General features: G+C 59.6%; 15 protein-coding genes. 5 read left to right on the plus strand and 10 right to left on the minus strand.

Annotated elements, in window-relative coordinates:
* Positions 1 to 24: 24 nt before the first annotated feature.
* From EAH74_RS00375 to bioB, 9 genes are all read right to left on the minus strand, one after another.
* Complete coding sequence (locus EAH74_RS00375) at positions 25 to 1,821, minus strand: acyl-CoA dehydrogenase C-terminal domain-containing protein (RefSeq protein ID WP_140674686.1); 1,797 nt, start codon at positions 1,819 to 1,821, stop codon at positions 25 to 27.
* Positions 1,822 to 1,911: 90 nt separating this feature from the next.
* Positions 1,912 to 3,201 (minus strand): GGDEF domain-containing protein, encoded by a 1,290-nt coding sequence (locus EAH74_RS00380; protein ID WP_140674689.1) that lies wholly within the window; start codon positions 3,199 to 3,201, stop codon positions 1,912 to 1,914.
* Between the two features lie 198 nt (positions 3,202 to 3,399).
* Positions 3,400 to 5,205, minus strand: coding sequence for a phenylacyl-CoA dehydrogenase (locus EAH74_RS00385; RefSeq protein WP_140674692.1), 1,806 nt, complete (start codon positions 5,203 to 5,205; stop codon positions 3,400 to 3,402).
* Positions 5,206 to 5,483: 278 nt separating this feature from the next.
* Positions 5,484 to 5,780, minus strand: coding sequence for a pyrroloquinoline quinone biosynthesis protein PqqE (locus tag EAH74_RS00390; RefSeq protein WP_129440603.1), 297 nt, complete (start codon positions 5,778 to 5,780; stop codon positions 5,484 to 5,486).
* 120 nt (positions 5,781 to 5,900) lie between these two features.
* Entirely contained in the window at positions 5,901 to 6,581 is a 681-nt protein-coding gene (gene bioD / locus EAH74_RS00395) for a dethiobiotin synthase (protein ID WP_140674695.1), read from the minus strand.
* Complete coding sequence (gene bioC / locus EAH74_RS00400) at positions 6,578 to 7,390, minus strand: malonyl-ACP O-methyltransferase BioC (protein WP_140674698.1); 813 nt, start codon at positions 7,388 to 7,390, stop codon at positions 6,578 to 6,580. Before bioC ends, bioD begins: the two co-directional genes overlap by 4 nt.
* Positions 7,383 to 8,114, minus strand: coding sequence for an alpha/beta fold hydrolase (locus EAH74_RS00405; protein ID WP_140674701.1), 732 nt, complete (start codon positions 8,112 to 8,114; stop codon positions 7,383 to 7,385). The genes bioC and EAH74_RS00405 overlap by 8 nt, the downstream gene beginning before the upstream one ends.
* Entirely contained in the window at positions 8,107 to 9,285 is a 1,179-nt protein-coding gene (gene bioF / locus EAH74_RS00410) for an 8-amino-7-oxononanoate synthase (RefSeq protein ID WP_140674704.1), read from the minus strand. The genes EAH74_RS00405 and bioF overlap by 8 nt, the downstream gene beginning before the upstream one ends.
* 170 nt (positions 9,286 to 9,455) lie before the next feature.
* The gene (bioB, locus tag EAH74_RS00415; protein WP_140674707.1) at positions 9,456 to 10,511 is read right to left on the minus strand and encodes a biotin synthase BioB; all 1,056 of its coding nucleotides are present in this window, start codon (positions 10,509 to 10,511) and stop codon (positions 9,456 to 9,458) included.
* A gap of 94 nt (positions 10,512 to 10,605) precedes the next feature.
* Here bioB and EAH74_RS00420 point away from each other — a divergent pair, with 94 nt between their 5' ends.
* The 5 genes from EAH74_RS00420 (at position 10,606) to rarD (ending at position 16,394) form a co-directional block, all read left to right on the plus strand.
* Positions 10,606 to 11,346 (plus strand): ComF family protein, encoded by a 741-nt coding sequence (locus EAH74_RS00420; protein ID WP_140674710.1) that lies wholly within the window; start codon positions 10,606 to 10,608, stop codon positions 11,344 to 11,346.
* A gap of 63 nt (positions 11,347 to 11,409) precedes the next feature.
* On the plus strand, positions 11,410 to 12,174 hold the full coding sequence (locus EAH74_RS00425) for a TOBE domain-containing protein (protein ID WP_140674713.1): 765 nt from the start codon (positions 11,410 to 11,412) through the stop codon (positions 12,172 to 12,174).
* A 58-nt stretch (positions 12,175 to 12,232) separates the two neighbouring features.
* Positions 12,233 to 14,134 (plus strand): PhoX family protein, encoded by a 1,902-nt coding sequence (locus EAH74_RS00430; RefSeq protein ID WP_140674716.1) that lies wholly within the window; start codon positions 12,233 to 12,235, stop codon positions 14,132 to 14,134.
* 191 nt (positions 14,135 to 14,325) lie between these two features.
* Positions 14,326 to 15,300 carry a serine/threonine protein kinase gene (locus tag EAH74_RS00435; protein ID WP_076029509.1) on the plus strand — a complete coding sequence of 325 codons (975 nt, stop codon included), beginning with the start codon at positions 14,326 to 14,328 and terminating at the stop codon, positions 15,298 to 15,300.
* A gap of 206 nt (positions 15,301 to 15,506) precedes the next feature.
* The gene (gene rarD / locus EAH74_RS00445) at positions 15,507 to 16,394 is read left to right on the plus strand and encodes an EamA family transporter RarD (RefSeq protein WP_140674719.1); all 888 of its coding nucleotides are present in this window, start codon (positions 15,507 to 15,509) and stop codon (positions 16,392 to 16,394) included.
* 215 nt (positions 16,395 to 16,609) lie between these two features.
* On the opposite strand, the gene EAH74_RS00450 is transcribed toward rarD, so the two are convergent.
* Positions 16,610 to 17,128, minus strand: a complete 519-nt coding sequence (locus EAH74_RS00450) for a glycine cleavage system protein R (protein ID WP_007947710.1) — start codon at positions 17,126 to 17,128, stop codon at positions 16,610 to 16,612.
* Between the last annotated feature and the right edge of the window lie 253 nt (positions 17,129 to 17,381).

Raw genomic sequence — 17,381 nt, forward strand, 5'->3', positions numbered from 1 at the left:
CTCCTTTGTCACTGGTTTTAAAGATTAAAGCGCAAACAACTCCGCTGGCAGCTTCATCAGGCAATCGCTACCCGCTTCGATGGCGGCGCGATGAGCGGCAGTGCGCGGCAGCAAACGCTTGAAGTAAAACTCGCTGGTCGCCAGTTTTGCCTGACAGTAATCGGCATCGCCGATTTCCGAATCGAGCTGCGACTGAGCGACCAGCGCCATGCGCAGCCACAAATAGCCGAGGATGATGTAACCGCTGTACATCAGGTAATCCACCGAAGCTGCGCCGACTTCATCCGGGTTTTTCATCGCCGCCATGCCGACGTTGGTGGTCACCTCTCCCCACTGCTGATTCAGGTCGTTGAGCTGCGCCACGTAGCTGGCAAGTTGCGGATGTCCGGCGTTTGCTGCACAGAACTTGTGGACGATTTTGGTGAACCCACGCAGCAATTTCCCCTGGCTGCCGAGGACTTTTCTGCCAAGCAAGTCCAGCGCCTGAATGCCGTTGGTGCCTTCATAGATCGGTGCAATCCGGCAGTCACGAACCAGCTGCTCCATGCCCCACTCGCGGATGAAACCGTGACCACCGAACACCTGCATGCCGTGGTTGGTCACTTCCAGCCCGGTATCAGTCATGAAGGCTTTGCAGATCGGCGTGAGGAACGCCAGCAGGTCTTCGGCGTCCTGACGCGCCGTCTCATCCGGACTCAGATGCGCCACGTCCAGCAACTGCGCGGTGAAATAAGTCAGCGCCCGATTGCCTTCGTTGAAGGCCTTCATGGTCAGTAACATCCTGCGCACATCAGGATGAACAATGATCGGATCGGCGGCTTTTTCCGGCGCTTTCGGTCCGGTCAGTGCGCGCATCTGTAGACGGTCGTTGGCGTACTTGATCGCGTCCTGAAAGCTCGCCTCCCCCAGACACAAACCCTGCATGCCGGTGCCGAGCCGCGCGTGGTTCATCATGGTGAACATGCAGTTCAGGCCCTTGTTCGGCTCACCAATCAAGAAGCCCTTGGCGTCGTCGAAGTTCAGCACGCAGGTAGCCGAGGCCTTGATACCCATTTTGTGTTCGATCGAGCCGCAGGAAACGCCGTTGCGCTCTCCCGCCTCACCTTCGTCGTTGGGTAGGAATTTAGGAACGATGAACAGTGAAATGCCCTTGGTCCCGGCCGGAGCGTCCGGCAGTTTCGCCAGCACCAGGTGAATGATGTTTTCACTCATGTCGTGTTCGCCGGCAGAGATGAAGATCTTGCTGCCGGAAATCGCATAGCTGCCGTCGGCCGCAGGCACGGCGCGGGTTTTGATGATGCCCAGGTCGGTGCCGCAATGGGCTTCGGTCAGGCACATGGTGCCGGTCCATTGGCCGGCGGTGAGCTTGCTCAGGTAAGTCTGTTTCTGTTCCTCAGTGCCATGGGCGTGGATTGCCGACATCGCACCGTGAGTCAGACCGGGATACATGCCCCAGGAGGTGTTGCTGGAGCCGACCATTTCACTGATGACCAACCCCAGTGAGCTCGGCAAACCCTGGCCACCGTAAACCGGATCAGCCGCCAGACCGTGCCAGCCACCTTCAACGTATTGTGCGAAGGCCTGCTTGAAGCCTGTAGGCGTAGTCACCACGCCATTGTCGAAATGGCAGCCTTCTTCGTCGCCGCTGCGGTTCAGCGGTGCGAGAACGTTCTCACAGAACTTTGCACCTTCTTCGAGGATCGCGTTGACCATGTCCGGGCTGGCATCGGTGGCACCCAGCGCGGCGTAGTTGCTGTGAAAATCGAAGACGTGGTCGATCAGAAAGCGCATGTCGCGCAGGGGAGCTTTGTACTCAGGCATGGTCATTTCTCCGGCAGCAGATTCCCCAAACCTACTGCCGCACACCCGGCCTCACAATCACAGTCCAGACGCTGAATGCGCCATCATCACTCAATCATTGGCTGCGTCCATGCGCACCGCGCCACGACGGGTCTGCCCGAACGCCACCACACAGTTGCGCCCCGCCCCCTTGGCACTGTAGAGCGCCTCGTCAGCGGACTTGAGCACTTTCTCGGGGGTGCGCTGCTCCAGTCGTTCGGCCACGCCGATGCTGACGGTGACCGACACACTTGAGGCGCCCGAGCCTGCGCGACGTTGACGACCTTGCTGGTCGTCCTGAGGACGGCTGTCCTGATTGCGCAGTTGAATGTTGTAAGTGGCGATGGACTCCCGGATGACTTCCAGGTGCGGCATACACTCTTCGAGGGTTTTGCCTGCGAACACCAACGCAAACTCCTCACCGCCGTAGCGATACGCCCTACCGCCACCACCGACTTTCGACAGCTTGCTGGCGACCAGTCGCAGCACTTGGTCGCCGACATCGTGACCGTGGGTGTCGTTGAATTTCTTGAAGTGATCGACGTCGCTCATCGCCAGCACGTAATTGCGCCCCAGCCGCTGCATCCGCTCGTTCAAGGCGCGGCGGCCCGGCAGGCCGGTGAGTTCGTCGCGGAAGGCCATTTGATAGGCCTCATGGGCGACCGCTGCGGCAATCATCAACATCACCTGACTGCACATGATGTTCAAGGTGAACGGCAGGATGAAGGTTTTCGGCAACATCCAGAACAACCCGAGCAAGCCCACCAATTGGGCAGCATGCAAGGGTCTCGGGTTGCGCCAGTATTGCCAGGCCAGTAACGCAAACGAGGCGATGAACACGGGATAGGACAACTGGATCAGGCTCATCCAGTCGCCATGCAAGGCTGGCCAACGGATTTCCGACAGCCACATCAACAGCGCCTGTGGGTAACTTTGTTCCAGCCCCAACGCCACGCTACCAAAGGCCAGCAACACGGCGAAGCGCGCCACCATGTCCTGGAACAGGTGGGTGCGTTCCTGCCAGCCGGCGAACAAGCCATAGAGCAACGGCAGCAACAGGCAGCACAGATGGAAGACCACCGCCGCGTCTTCACGAACCTTGCCGTTGTCGCGGTAATAGTCGGTCTGGGTGTCGAGCAGGAAGTAGGCGATGTACACCGTGACCATCAGAAACAGCTCACGCTGACGTCGGTAAACCGCGCAGTAAGCACCGCCGAGCAACAACACCAGGGTTGGCAGTACGTTGAACAGCGAGGTGAAAAAGACGTTCAGATCCTTCACGTACGCAGCCGCCAGCCCCGCGAGTAAAAGCAGCAATGACGGCAGGAAATGGCTGAAACGTACAGCGGAAGAACGCGGCAAGGGTAAAGCTCCGACCCGGCAAACAAAGATGGCATTGTGCCTGCTCTTCGAGCGGCATGTCACATCGCCATCCTCTTTAACGGCAGCAAAGGCATTCTTCTTAGCGTTTTAGTCAGGAATATTTACGCGTCGATATCGCGCACAAAAAAGCCGCTGCTCCCGAGGAAGCAGCGGCTTTATGAAACGACAGCGTGGAGCTTAGTAACCCAGCGCGAAGTCTTCTTCTTTCATGTCCATCAGATTGTTAGCGCCCGACAGCATGGTGACAACGTGAGTACGGGTACGCGGCAGGATGCGCTGGAAGTAGAAGCGCGCAGTCTGCAGCTTGGCGGTGTAGAACGCCGTTTCGGTGGTGCCGGCAGCCAGTTTTTCGGCAGCCAGACGTGCCATGTCCGCCCAGAAGTACGCCAGGCAGGCGTAACCGGAGTACATCAGGTAATCCACCGACGCCGCGCCGACTTCTTCGCGATCCTTCATGGCCGCCATACCGACCTTCATGGTCAGCTCGCCCCACTCTTTGTTCAGCGCAGCCAATGGCTCGACGAACTCTTTGACCGCTTCGTTGCCTTCGTTGGTCTGGCAGAACTTGTGGACGATCTTGGTGAAGCTTTTCAGGGCTTCGCCTTGAGTCATCAGCACTTTACGGCCCAGCAGATCGAGAGCCTGGATACCGGTGGTGCCTTCGTACAGCATCGAAATGCGGCTGTCGCGAACGTTCTGCTCCATGCCCCACTCGGCGATGAAGCCGTGGCCGCCGTAGATTTGCACGCCGTGGTTGGCGGATTCGAAGCCGACTTCAGTCATGAAGGCTTTGGCGATCGGCGTCATGAACGCCAGCAGTGCGTCGGCCTTCTTCTTCTCTTCTTCGTCCACACCGTACTTGACGATGTCGACTTGCTTGGCAGTGAAGTAAACCATCGCACGGTTACCTTCGGCGAAGGCTTTCATGGTCAACAGCATGCGACGTACGTCAGGGTGAACGATGATCGGGTCAGCGGCTTTTTCCGGCGCTTTCGGGCCAGTCAGGGAGCGCATTTGCAGACGATCACGAGCGTATTTCAGACCGCCCTGGAAGCCGATCTCGGCGTGAGCCAGACCTTGCAGCGCGGTGCCCAGACGTGCGGTGTTCATGAAGGTGAACATGCAGTTCAGGCCTTTGTTCGCCGGGCCAATCAGGTAACCGGTGGCCGCGTCGAAGTTCATCACGCAGGTGGCGTTACCGTGGATGCCCATCTTGTGTTCCAGGGAACCACAGGTCACAGCGTTGCGTGCGCCGACCGAACCGTCTTCGTTCGGCATGAACTTGGGAACGATGAACAGCGAAATGCCTTTGGTGCCAGCCGGAGCATCCGGCAGACGTGCCAGCACGATGTGGACGATGTTGTCGGCCATGTCGTGTTCACCGGCCGAGATGAAGATCTTGGTGCCAGAGACTTTGTAGGAACCGTCGGCCTGAGGTTCAGCCTTGGTGCGCAGCATGCCCAGGTCGGTGCCGCAATGCGGTTCGGTCAGGCACATGGTGCCGGTCCATTCGCCGGAAACCAGCTTGGTCAGGTAAGCCTCTTGCTGCTCAGGCGTGCCGTGCTCGGAAATGGTGTTCATCGCGCCATGGGACAGGCCTGGGTACATGCCCCACGACCAGTTGGCTTCGCCAACCATTTCGCTGACGGCCAGACCCAGAGATTCCGGCAGGCCTTGGCCACCGTGCTCTACGTCATGGGCCAGGCTTGGCCAGCCGCCTTCGACGAATTGTTTGTAGGCTTCTTTGAAACCCGTCGGGGTTTTAACGCCGGACTCGCTCCAGGTGCAGCCTTCGGTGTCACCCACGCGGTTCAGCGGAGCCAGCACCTGCTCACAAAACTTGGCGCCTTCTTCGAGAATGGCGTCAACCATGTCTGGAGTTGCGTCCGAGCAAGCCGGAAGGCTCTGATAGTGCGCTTCGTAGCCGAGCAGTTCGTCACGAACGAAGCGAATATCACGCAAGGGGGCCTTGTAGTCAGGCATAGCGATAAACCTCTGCTGATGTAACCGGGAATGAACGACCGCGTTGATTTGTTGTGACGGTCAAACAGTTGTTTGAAACATACGTTTACGCCTAAATCTTGTCAAGCGCCGATCTTTTGCCGTTCGTCATCACCTGAGGCAAATACCAGACCCACAGCCACGCAACACCGTCGCCTGAGCGATTCGCGGTGGAGGAAAGATTAGTTGAGAGACAAGGATTCACGCAGAAAAACGCCGCGAATTAGTCGCGGCGTTGAGGGGGCGGGTTCAGCGAGGGTTCAAGCGTAGGTATCAATCAGCGTACCGAGCACTTCATCGGATGCCTTGGCGACTTTGACGCCTAGTTCAACCTGAAATTTGCCTTGGGACATCTCGACCATATTGCTGGCCAGGTCCGACTGCTGACTGCGATCCACCGAACGCAGACGATCGACCTGAGCCTCGGAAGACTGGCTGGTCACCGAACGCTCGATCGTCGTGTTGGCGATCTGCCCAGAGGCTTGATCGACACGGTTCTGCCCTGTCTGAATAGTGCTCAGACCGGCATAAAAAGCGGTGTTTCCTGAGATTTCCATGGGAGAACTCGTCCTACAAAGGATCAACAGCGGCCATTGAACCAGACCCACTGACAAAAGGCCCGACAAAAACACTAATGGCACAGTGCCTCGTCATAGTTAAAACCCCTGCCAGAAAACTCAGTCCAGTAGATCCAGTTGCAGATGCTCCGCCACCGCTTCAGCCGTTACCAACTTGAGTTTCGGTACTCGCCCAAGGCACGGCGCCGGGATCCGCTCAGCGAGTGTCGCAAGGTTTTCTTCCAGGCGCGAAGTCTTCGGATCGATGATATTGGCCACCCACCCCGCCAACTGCAAACCGTCCTGAGCAATCGCCTCGGCCGTCAGCAGCGCATGGTTGATGCAACCCAGGCGCACGCCCACCACCAGGATCACCGGCAGATCCAGCGCCATCGCCAGGTCCGACAGATTGTCCTGATCCGCCAACGGCACTCGCCAACCTCCGGCACCTTCGATCAAGGTGAAGTCCGCTTGCATATCGAGAATTTCCCGCATGGGCGTCAACAGTGATTGCACCGTCAATGCCACGCCGGCCTCCCGCGCTGCCAGGTGCGGCGCGATCGGCGGTTCGAACGCCATAGGGTTGACCTGTGCATAAGTCAAAGGCACTGAGCACTCCGCCAGCAACGCCAACGCATCGGCATTGCGCAAGCCCTTGGGCGTGACATCGCATCCTGAGGCGACCGGTTTGCCCGCCGCCGTGCTCAAACCGGCCGACCGCGCGGCATACAGTAAACCTGCTGCAATGGTGGTCTTGCCGACATCGGTGTCAGTGCCGGTGATGAAATAGGCTGCGCTCATAAGGGTTTCTCCAAAACGGCGTAGACCACTTGATAAGTCGCCGGCAATCCTTCGGCCTGACGAAACCGCTCATAAGCCTCGATCAAACCGAGGATCCGCGCCCTGCCGGTCAAACCACCCGGTCGACCGGGGTTCAGGTTGTGGGCACCCAGCGCCTTCAGTTCATGGGTCAGGCTGCGCACATCCGGGTAATGCAACACGTGCGGTCGGGTTTCCAGACTCGCGACGCTCAACCCACTGTCCGCGCAAAGCTGTTGATAAACCCCGAACTCGCGGAAGCGGTTGACGTGCACCATGCCATCCACCTGTCGCCAGCTGTCACGCAGCTCGAACAGTGTGCCTACGCAAAGACTAGCAAACGCGAAAATCCCACCCGGTTTCAACACCCGATGCGCCTCACTGAGCACCGAAGCGAAGTCCGCGCACCACTGCACCGCCAGGCTGGAGAAGATCAGATCGCAGGTCGAATCCTGCAAGGGCAAGCGCTCGGCATCGCCAGCGATAAAATGCGTTGCACCACCCAATGGCCGGGCGTGATTGAGCATGCCTTCGGCGATGTCCAATGCCAGCCCGTGACTTGCAGGAAATCGCTCGCCCAATGCACGGCTGAAATGCCCGGTGCCGCAGCCCAGGTCCAGCCAGACACCCGGCACGAAGTCCTCTGGCAAACGACTCGACAATTCACTGCCAACGTCGCGCTGCAATTCGGCCACGCTGTCGTAGCTTGCCGCCGCACGGGAAAAAGATGCCGCCACCTGGCGTTTGTCGGGCAAACCGCCGGGCAGGCTGGGAAAGGATAAATCAGTCATCACCGGACTCATGCAAAAAGGCCTGAATCGCCCCTGCCACACCGTGGGGGTCTTCCAGAAGAAACGCGTGACTGGCCTGTTCGATCAGACCGATTTCAACATCTGGCAGCAATATCAGCAGGTCGCCCGCCGCTTCGGCGGGAACCAGTCCGTCGAGACCGGCGAACAAATGGAGTTGCGGGCCGCGGAACGTCTGCAAAGCCTGGCGGGTATCCAGTTGAGCGAGCAACTCCAGGCCGCTCATCAGCACCTCTGCCGAAGTGTGTGGCGCGCCACCGAGCAACAGCCGAGACAACCCGCGCGGGTCTTCGGCACCCTGAGCGCAGAGCAGCGAGAAACGTTTCAACGTCATGCGAGGATCAGCCTTGCAGCCGGCCAGAAATGCATCGAAAGTTTCGGCAGGCATTGCACTCGGCCATTGCTCATGTGCAACAAAAGAAGGATTGCTCGCCAGGGTCAACAAGCCGCAGCAGCGATCGCCGCGCCGGGCTGCCAACGCTGAAGCGAGCATGCCGCCCAGCGACCAGCCGCCGAGCCAGGTGTCCTGAGGCACCATCGAATCCAGCTCATCGAGCCACTCCTCAAGATCGCTCGATTCCAGTTCCGGCAACGGTTCAATTTCGACCCGCAAGTGTTCATCCAGTCCTTGTAACGCCGCCGCCAAGGGCTCCAGTGGAGAAATTCCGAGGCCCCAGCCGGGCAGCAGAATCAGACGATCACGCATGGCTTGGCTCCGGTCCCAGTTGTTGAAAACAATCGGCCAGTCCATTTAACAATAGCTGTACCTGCGCCTCGCTGTGCGCAGCGGTCAGGGTCACCCGCAGTCGAGCGCTGCCGGCGGGCACGGTCGGAGGACGGATCGCAGTGACCATCAGACCGCGCTCACGCAGCATCTGCGACAGTCGAACCGCACGCCCGGCATCGCCGATCATGATCGGCTGGATCGGCGTGAAGCTGTCCATCAACTCCAGGCCAATCTGCTCGGCACCGTGGCGGAACTGGCGGATCAACGTTTTCAGATGCTCACGTCGCCAGTGCTCAGTGCGCAGCAACTCAAGGCTTTTCAGCGTCGCACAGGCCAGCGCCGGCGGCTGGCTGGTGGTGTAAATGTAGGGACGGGCGAACTGAATCAGGCTCTCGATCAGCTCTTCGCTGCCGGCAACAAAAGCACCCGCCGTACCGAAAGCCTTACCGAGGGTGCCGACCAATACCGGCACATCCTCCTGGCTCAGACCGAAATGCTCGACGATCCCGCCGCCATTGGCACCCAGCGGACCAAAGCCGTGAGCGTCATCGACCATCAACCATGCACCTTTGGCTTTCGCCTCCCGAGCCAGCGCCGGCAGGTCGGCGATGTCGCCGTCCATGCTGAACACGCCGTCGGTGACCACCAGGGTATTGCCGGTCGCCTTCTCGAGACGCTTGGCCAGACTCGCCGCGTCGTTGTGCAGATAGCGATTGAAGCGCGCTCCGGACAACAGACCCGCATCCAGCAGGGACGCGTGATTGAGCCGGTCTTCCAGCACCGTATCGCCCTGGCCTACCAGCGCGGTGACCGCGCCGAGGTTGGCCATGTAGCCGGTGGTGAACAACAGCGCGCGAGGGCGACCGGTGAATTCGGCCAAGGCCTCTTCCAGCGCGTGATGCGGACTGCTGTGGCCGATGACCAAATGCGACGCCCCGCCGCCGACGCCCCAGCGGGCCGCACCAGCACGCCAGGCTTCGATCACTTGCGGGTGATTGGCCAGGCCCAGGTAGTCGTTGTTACAGAACGCCAGCAACGGCTGACCATCGACCACTACTTCCGGGCCTTGAGGGCTTTCGAGCAATGGGCGTTGGCGGTAGAGATTTTCGGCACGACGGGTAGCAAGGCGTGCGGCGAGATCGAAAGACATGCAGGCCTCGTGGATCAGAATTTAGAAGCGATGTCGCAGAACCTGTGGGAGCGAGCTTGCTCGCGATGGCGTTGGTCCAGTCGACATTCATGTTGAATGTCAGTCCGTCATCGCGAGCAGGCTCGCTCCCACAGTGTTTTGCATTTCAATCAGAGGTATCAGTGGCACGATCAAACAGCAGCGTTATAGAACTGCTCGCTGCTCTTCTGCTCAACCAATGCTTGTTCGATCGCGGCCTGATGCACTTCGTCAGCGTGCTCTTCGCGCGCTTCCGGCAGGATCCCCAAGCGCGAGAACAGTTGCATGTCCTTGTCGGCCTGCGGGTTGGCGGTGGTCAGCAGTTTGTCGCCGTAGAAAATCGAGTTGGCACCAGCGAAGAACGCCAGGGCCTGCATCTGCTCGTTCATCGCTTCGCGGCCGGCGGACAGGCGCACGTGGGATTGCGGCATCAGGATGCGCGCAACGGCGAGCATGCGGATGAAATCGAACGGGTCGATATCGTCGGCATTTTCCAGCGGCGTACCGGCGACTTTTACCAGCATGTTGATCGGCACCGACTCCGGATGCTCCGGCAGGTTGGCCAGTTGGATCAGCAGATTGGCGCGGTCATCGAGGGACTCGCCCATGCCGAGGATGCCGCCAGAGCAGATCTTCATCCCTGACTCACGCACGTAGGCCAGGGTTTGCAGGCGCTCGCTGTAAGTGCGGGTGGTAATGATGCTGCCGTAGAACTCAGGCGAGGTATCGAGGTTGTGGTTGTAGTAGTCGAGGCCCGCATCGGCCAGTGCAACGGTCTGGTCCTGATCGAGACGACCGAGGGTCATGCAGGTTTCCAGGCCCATGGCTTTCACGCCTTTGACCATTTCCAGCACGTAAGGCATGTCTTTGACCGACGGATGTTTCCACGCCGCGCCCATGCAGAAACGGGTCGAACCGATGGCCTTGGCGCGAGCGGCCTCTTCGAGGACCTTCTGCACTTCCATCAGCTTTTCTTTTTCCAGGCCGGTGTTGTAGTGACCGGACTGCGGACAATATTTGCAATCTTCCGGGCAGGCACCGGTTTTGATCGACAGCAGCGTCGACACCTGGACCCGATTGGCGTCGAAATGCGCGCGGTGCACCGTCTGCGCCTGAAACAACAGGTCGTTGAATGGCTGAACGAAGAGTGCTTTGACTTCGGCCAAAGACCAGTCATGACGCAGGGTTGCAGTGGTGCTGGCGCTCATGGGCGTTTCCTTTTGTTTTATGCTTTGGCAAGCGACTGGGGGATGGAATACCCACAGACGCGACACGGATGTTCGGCATATTTAAGGAAGACTCATGCGCTGTCAACCACGATACGATGGACCGGTTTACATCTGGTTAAAAAATAACCAACTTTGTTTGCTCTGTGCAGAACCTGCCGATGAAAGCACGCCCATCTGCATGGCCTGTGAAACAGAGTTGCCCTGGATTGGCGATCAATGCCAAACCTGCGCCCTGCCGTTGCCCACCGCTGGCCTGACCTGCGGTCAATGCCTGAAACAACCGCCAGCCTTCGAACGTGTTGCCGCACCGTGGGCTTACAGCTTTCCGGTGGACACGTTGATCACGCGCTTCAAACATTCTGCGAAGTGGCCATTTGGCCGCCTGCTCGCCGAACTTCTCACTCAGTTCCTGCAACATCGCTTTGATGAAGACCTGAATCGACCCGATGCGCTCATCCCGGTTCCGCTGGCCTCCAAACGACTGCGTAAACGAGGTTTCAACCAGGCCGCGATGCTCGCCCGTTGGCTCAGCACCAGCCTCGACATTCCGTGCGATGAAACGCTGTTGCTGAGGATTCAGGACACCAGCGCCCAACAGGACCTGAATGCCGAGGCCCGCAAAAAGAACCTGCGCAACGCCTTCGCTCTGGCACCCGATGCTTTCATCAACGGTCGTCACCTGGCGCTAGTGGATGACGTACTCACCACCGGCGCCACGGCCCAAGCCCTGGCTCGCCTGCTGATGGACGCCGGCGCCGCTCGGGTGGACGTCTATTGCCTGGCCCGCACACCCAAACCCGGCGATGCGCCCTGACTTGACTCCCGAGCCCCAAGCCGCCAACGTCCTTCCCATCGCCACAGCCCAAAGCGTCTTGCCATGTCCTTGCCTACGTTGTTGTCGCAGCACATTGTCCGTCGTCCGCAGCGCATCGCGTTGCTGCAACACATCGCCGAACAGGGCTCGATCACCCGCGCCGCGAAAAGCGCGGGGCTGAGCTACAAAGCGGCCTGGGACGCCATCGACGAACTGAACAACCTCGCGCAAAAACCGTTGGTGGAGCGCAGTGTCGGCGGCAAGGGCGGCGGTGGCGCCAAACTCTCCAGCGAAGGCCAGCGCGTATTGCGCCTGTATCAAAAGCTGCAAGCCTTGCAGGCTCAGGTGCTGGAAGCCGCCGAAGATGCCAGCGATCTCGACCTGCTCGGCCGACTGATGCTCAGAACCAGCGCGCGCAATCAACTGCATGGCAAGGTCGTGGCGATTGATACCCAAGGGCACAACGACCGGATTCGTCTTGAATTGGCCGAAGGCTTGAGCATCGATGCGCAGATCACTCATGACAGCACCCTGCGTCTGGACCTCGAAACCGGCACCGAAGTGGTCGCTCTGATCAAGGCCGGTTGGCTGGAGTTACTGGGCATCGATCAAGTGGCAACACCCGGCAATAACTGCCTGAAGGGCATCATCGAAGAAGTTCTCGACGCCGAGGACGGCCCCAGCGAAGTGCGCATCGGCCTGCCCAACGGCCAGACACTCTGTGCTCTGGCCGAACCGCTGCACTTGAAAACCCTCGGTCTGGCCGCCGATAAACCGGTGCGGGTGCAGTTCGCGCCATCCAACGTTTTACTCGGTACACCGCTTTGAAACACAAGTGTCATTAACGCTCATTAAGGTGACTGCAAAAACCCGCAGGGAGCCTGATGTGAGCCTATTAGAAGACAACCAATCCACCGACCTCGAGAACATGGTCGGCCTCAGCCGTCGAGGCTTCATCAGCGCCGGCGCCCTTTGCGGTGCAGCAATGTTCCTGGGCGGCAACCTGCTGAGCCGCAGCGTGCTGGCCGCCAGCGTCAGCGCCGGCTCCAGCAAACTGTTGGGTTTTGACAGTATTCCCGCCGCCACCAGCGACGCCATCACCCTGCCGCCAGGTTACAAATCTTCGGTATTGATCAGTTGGGGCCAACCCCTGCAGAAGAACGGCCCGGCGTTCGACCCGAGCGGCAACGGCACGGCCGAACATCAGGAAGTCCAGTTCGGCGACAACAACGACGGCATGAGCCTGTTCGAATTTCCCGGTGACAATAACCGGGCGCTGATGGCGATCAACAACGAATACACCAACTATCGCTACCTCTACGCCCACGGCGGCATGCCGCAATCGGCTGCTGACGTGCGCAAGGCACTGGCCTGTGAAGGCGTGTCGGTGGTCGAAGTGCAGCGCAAGAACGGCCAGTGGCATTTCGTCCAGGGCTCACGCTACAACCGACGCATTCACGGCAACGCGCCGATCAGCCTGAGCGGTCCGGCCGCCGGCCACGAACTGCTGAAAACCAGCGCTGATCCGCACGGCAAGAACGTCCTTGGCACCTTCCAGAACTGCGCCAACGGCAAGACGCCGTGGGGCACGTATCTGACCTGCGAAGAAAACTTCACCGACTGCTTCGGCAGCAGCAATGCCGAACAAAAGTTCGACGCCGCACAGAAACGCTACGGCGCGGTGGCGGCCAGTAAAGAGATCAACTGGCACCCACACGACGAGCGTTTCGACCTGGCGAAAAACCCCAACGAACTCAACCGTCACGGTTGGGTCGTGGAAATCGACCCGTTCGACCCGCAATCGACGCCAGTCAAACGCACTGCGCTGGGCCGCTTCAAACATGAAAACGCCGCCCTGGCCGAAACCAGTGACGGTCACGCGGTGGTGTACATGGGCGACGATGAGCGCGGCGAGTTCATCTACAAATTTGTCAGCCGCGACAAGATCAACCACAAAAGCCCCAAGGCCAATCGCGATCTGCTGGACCACGGCACCTTGTACGTGGCGCGCTTCGATGCGGGCGACGGCAATGCCGATCACCCAAAAGGCCAGGGCGAATGGATCGAACTGACCCACGGCAAAAACGGCATCGACGCCAGCAGCGGTTTCGCCGATCAGGCCGAAGTGTTGATTCACGCCCGCCTCGCAGCCAGCGTGGTGAAAGCTACGCGCATGGACCGCCCGGAATGGATCGTCGTCAGCCCCAAGGATGGCCAGGTCTATTGCACGCTGACCAACAACGCCAAGCGTGGCGAGGACGGGCAACCGGTGGGCGGGCCGAACCCGCGCGAGAAGAACGTCTACGGGCAGATTTTGCGCTGGCGCACTGACCGTGACGATCACGGCTCGAAAAGCTTTGCCTGGGATCTGTTTGTGGTCGCGGGCAACCCGGGCGTCCACGCCGGCACGCCGAAGGGCGGTTCGTCGAACATCACACCGCAGAACATGTTCAACAGCCCGGACGGCTTGGGTTTCGACAAGGCCGGAAGGTTGTGGATTCTCACCGATGGCGATTCGAGCAATGCCGGTGATTTCGCGGACATGGGCAACAATCAGATGCTGTGTGCCGACCCGATAACCGGGGAGATCCGCCGCTTCATGGTCGGGCCGGTGGGCTGCGAAGTGACAGGAATCAGCTTCTCGCCAGACCAGAAGACCTTGTTTGTCGGGATTCAGCATCCGGGGGAAAACGGCGGGTCGACGTTCCCTGAGCATTTGCCGAATGGCAAGCCGCGGTCTTCGGTGATGGCGATTTCCCGTGAGGACGGTGGGATCGTCGGCGCCTGATCGGGCCTCTTCGCGAGCAGGCTCGCTCCCACATTGGATCTGTGGCACACCGCAAATCTCCTGTGGGAGCGAGCCTGCTCGCGAAAGCGTCAGCCCAAACACCACTCATCTCAAGGCCAGGCCCTAAAGACCCCCCGTCTGCGCTACCATGCTTGGCCGGACGCGGCAGCCTGCTGCGCGCAGGAGTCAGCATGGCCCACCCGTTTGCAACCCTCACCCCAGACCTCGTGCTCGATGCCGTCGAAAGCATCGGCTTTCTCAGCGACGCGCGCATTCTGGCGCTCAACAGCTACGAGAACCGCGTCTATCAGGTCGGTATCGAAGACTCCGAGCCGCTGATCGCCAAGTTCTACCGTCCGCAGCGCTGGACCAACGAAGCGATTCTCGAAGAACACCAATTCACCTTCGAACTCGCCGAGTGCGACGTGCCGGTGGTCGCGCCGATGATTCACAACGGTGCCAGCCTGCACGAACACAACGGTTTCCGCTTCACCCTGTTCCCCCGCCGTGGTGGCCGTGCGCCGGAGCCCGGCAATCTCGATCAGTTGTATCGCCTGGGGCAACTGCTCGGTCGCCTGCACGCCGTCGGCGCTACAAAACCGTTCGAACACCGCGAAGCGCTGGGCGTGAAAAACTTCGGTCATGACTCGCTGACGACATTGCTCGAAGGCAATTTCGTACCCAAAAGTCTGCTGCCAGCCTACGAGTCCGTCGCCCGCGACCTGCTCAAGCGGGTGGAAGAGGTCTACAAGGCCACGCCGCACAAGAACATCCGCATGCACGGCGACTGCCACCCCGGCAACATGATGTGCCGCGACGAGATGTTCCACATCGTCGACCTGGATGACTGCCGCATGGGCCCGGCGGTGCAGGACATCTGGATGATGCTGGCGGGTGATCGTCAGGAATGTCTCGGTCAGTTGTCGGAATTGATGGACGGCTACAGTGAGTTCCACGATTTCGATCCGCGGGAACTGGCGCTGATCGAACCGCTGCGCGCCTTGCGCCTGATGCACTACAGCGCCTGGCTCGCCCGCCGCTGGGACGACCCGGCGTTCCCGCACAGTTTTCCGTGGTTTGGCAGTGAACGGTATTGGGGCGACCAGGTGTTGGCCTTGCGTGAGCAACTGGCTGCACTGAACGAAGAACCGCTGAAGCTCTTCTGACCAACACAGATCCAAATGTGGGAGCGAGCCTGCTCGCGAAAGCGGTGTGTCAGACGACATTGATATCGACTGACCTGTCCTCTTCGCGAGCAGGCTCGCTCCCACAGGTATTGTGTTCACAATTGCCCAACCTAATCAGGTAGGACATCCGTAGACAATTCTCCTTACAATCCCCTCTTTGTTAGCTGCCTAAGCAAGGATTCTGCATGCAAGCCGCCAACCCGCGTCGCGGGTATATCCTGGGCCTGAGTGCCTACATCATCTGGGGACTTTTCCCGCTCTACTTCAAAGCCATCGCCAGCGTGCCCGCCGTGGAGATCATCATCCACCGAGTGCTCTGGTCCGCGCTGTTCGGCGCCTTGCTGCTGATGGTGTGGAAACATCCGGGCTGGTGGCGCGAGTTGCGTGATAACCCGAAACGCCTGGCGATCCTGGCCCTGAGCGGCACGCTAATCGCCGCCAACTGGCTGACCTACGTCTGGTCGGTGAACAACGGGCGCATGCTCGAAGCCAGTCTCGGTTATTACATCAACCCGCTGGTGAACGTGCTGTTGGGCATGCTGATCCTTGGCGAACGACTGCGGCGCATGCAATGGCTGGCGGTTGGCCTGGCAGCAGTCGGCGTCGCGCAACAGGTCTGGCAAGTCGGCAGTCTGCCGTGGGTGTCGTTGGTGCTGGCGTTGACCTTCGGTTTCTACGGATTGATCCGCAAGCAAGCGCCGGTCAAGGCGCTGCCAGGGCTGGTGGTGGAAACCTGGATGCTGGTGCCGATTGCCGTCGCGTGGTTGCTGTTCAATCAGACAGCCGCCAGTGCGCAGCCCGAGTTCTGGACCACATCCCAAGCCTGGTGGCTGGTAGCGGCCGGTCCGGTAACGCTGGTGCCGCTGGTGTGTTTTAACGCCGCTGCACGGCATTTGCCCTACACGACGTTGGGATTTCTCCAGTACCTGGCGCCGACATTGGTGCTGTTGCAAGCCGTTCTGCTGTTTGGCGAACATTTGTCGTCGAGCACACTCATCGCGTTCATCTTTATCTGGGCGGGCCTGGCGGTTTACAGCATCGACGCGTGGATAAGTCTGCGCCGCCGCAGCTGATCAAAAAACGCACAAAACTCTGCAAGCCACGAATCTCGTGGCCTGCATCGATCCTTCCCAAGGTTATCCACAACGTGATCCCCGGCGTTTGTGCGCAAGTCCCTGAAACTGCTGGTTTTTTGATCAGTTCCTGAAGAGTCCCGGCCGACGTGGCCTAGAGGACGGTCTCTACAGGTTATCCACAGGCAGGTGCACGTATAACTTGGATAACCTGTTCAGGGTTCACTGCGCAGCACCAATTCGACCATCAAATCATCCGCCAGGGTTTCCAGGCGCGATTGCAGCACGTCCAAGGATAGCGTCAAGGGCACTGCGAGAATCGCTTCAGCGTGGAACAAAGGCTCGCTGCTCATCGGCGCCGGACGTACTTCGGTCACCAGACGCTCCAGGTTCACCCCCTGTTCACTCAGCAGACGCGTGATGTCGCGTACGATCCCCGGGCGGTCATTGCCCACCAATTCCATGGCAATCGGTTTCCAGGTGCAAGATTGCTCGATGCCGCTTTCGGCAATCAGCACGCGAATGCCATGGGCGGACAACGCCTGTAAGGCATCTACCAATTCGTCGTAAGCCTCGGCCGGCACGCCCACCCGAAGAATCCCGGCGAACTGCCCGGCCATGCGTGACATGCGGCTCTCCAGCCAGTTGCCGCCGTGCTCGGCGATGCATTGGGCAATGCGCTCGACCTGCCCTGGCTTGTCCGGAGCGAATACAGTGAGTACGAGGTGGTCCATGGCGCAGCCCTCTTTTGTTATAGAAAAAGAAGTATAGGCAAAGGTGGTTGCTGCGCTGAATCGGCTGACGCCTTCGCGAGCAGGCTCGCTCCCACAGGATCCGCGCAGGCCTTTGTGGGAGCGAGCCTGCTCGCGAATGGGGCACCGCCGGTCTAGTAGGAAAAACAAATCGTGTACAAGTTTTTATATTTAACTGGAACAATCCAATAGTTTTTTGAGAACATCCCGTTCCCCGTCGTGACCGCAATGCGTC

The sequence above is a fragment of the Pseudomonas mandelii genome, from assembly GCF_006438925.1.
GTDB classification, from domain to species: Bacteria; Pseudomonadota; Gammaproteobacteria; order Pseudomonadales; family Pseudomonadaceae; genus Aquipseudomonas; species Aquipseudomonas mandelii_C.